This window comes from Phocaeicola plebeius, assembly GCF_003437535.1.
Taxonomy (GTDB): Bacteria; Bacteroidota; Bacteroidia; order Bacteroidales; family Bacteroidaceae; genus Phocaeicola; species Phocaeicola plebeius_A.
Map to the genome: position 1 here is coordinate 1 of NZ_QSQT01000069.1, position 1,427 is coordinate 1,427.

A 1,427-nucleotide genomic window follows, 5' to 3' on the forward strand; every position below is an offset into this window, starting at 1 on the left:
TGAAGTGACCCCAAAAAGTTGGACAAGTTAAACATTATCCCGTAATAGAAAGAGTTCGGTATTGTACCGGACTCTTTCCATTTAACCGGGCTTTGATTCTTTTATTGTTATAATATTCAATATATTTATCCAAAGCCTTTATAAAGGCTTCAGGAGATTCAAAATTCTCGGTATACAGTAATTCAGACTTCATAATTCCAAAGAAATTTTCCGCCATAGCGTTGTCAAGGCAGTTACCCTTACGAGACATGCTTTGTACTATATGATGTTCTTCAAGACGTTTACGGTAGCCGTAGTGTTGGTATTGCCATCCTTGATCAGAATGGAGTATAAGTCCGTCAAGACTGTCAAACCTTGTGAACGCTTTATCCAACATATCGTATATCTGTTCCATATCCGGTTTTCGGGAGATGTTGTATGATATGATCTCACCGTTGAACATATCCAATATCGGGGAAAGATAAAGTTTGACAGAACCGATTTTTATCTGTGTTACATCTGTCGCCCATTTGCGGTTGGGGGCTTCTGCCGTAAAATCCCTGTCTATTATGTTCGGGGCTATCTTGCCAACCTCACCTTTGTATGAGCGGTATCGTACCATGCGTATTTTGCTTTTAAGCCCTAAGTCACCCATAAGCCTCTGGATGGTCTTATGGTTTAGCATAAAGCCACGGTTATGCATCTCCGCTGTTACACGCCGATAGCCATATCGTCCCTTATGCTCATGAAAAATTAGTTTGATTGATTCCTTTTCATTGGAATACTTATCAATCGTTTTAAGCCGCTTCAGATGGTAATAGAACACAGAACGAGCCATCTTTCTTAACTTCAATAACAAGTCAAGAGGATAATCCGACCTTAGTTCGTCGATGGTTCGCGCCCATTCAGAAGTGCTTGGGCCTTCTTTGCCTCGACTAAGGCCTTCGCTTTTTTTAGCAGCGCATTCTCTGCCCTCAGGCGGAGATTTTCAGCCTGAAGCCTCTCAAGTTCCGTTTGCGGTTCTTTCTTCTTTGGACGTCCCATAGGTTCTTTTAATGTTCTTCCCTGGCGTTTGGACGGCGCAAGAGCTTCGTAACCATACTTACGTACTGTACTGACCCAGCGTTGTAGAGCCGTCTTACCAATTCTGTATTCTATTCTTACATGGGATAAAGGTACACCTTTTTCCAATATTAAACGTACTACTTCTTCCTTTAATTTAACCGTAGGACGACAATGTGGTTGTTGTTCCAGTCCTGAACGACCATATTTGTCCCACATTCTCACCCATGCCAATATCTGAGTCTTATTGATATGATACTCCTTTGACAAATGAGCTATTAACTCTCCTTGTTTTACCCGGCTAACGATAATAAGCCTTTGTTCGTAACTGTACTTCATAAAAAACACCCCAAAAGTTTTGTGTCTAACTTTTGGGGTGCAGTACA

General features: G+C 41.3%; 1 protein-coding gene and 1 pseudogene. Both read right to left on the minus strand.

Translation table 11 applies throughout. From position 1 onward, the window contains the following. Positions 1–34 precede the first annotated feature (34 nt). Positions 35–874, minus strand: a pseudogene (locus DXD04_RS16580) (IS3 family transposase); the annotation flags it as partial. Continuing rightward, positions 859–1,380, minus strand: coding sequence for a helix-turn-helix domain-containing protein (locus tag DXD04_RS16585; protein ID WP_117674221.1), 522 nt, complete (start codon positions 1,378–1,380; stop codon positions 859–861). The gene DXD04_RS16585 and the pseudogene DXD04_RS16580, both read right to left, overlap by 16 nt. Between the last annotated feature and the right edge of the window lie 47 nt (positions 1,381–1,427).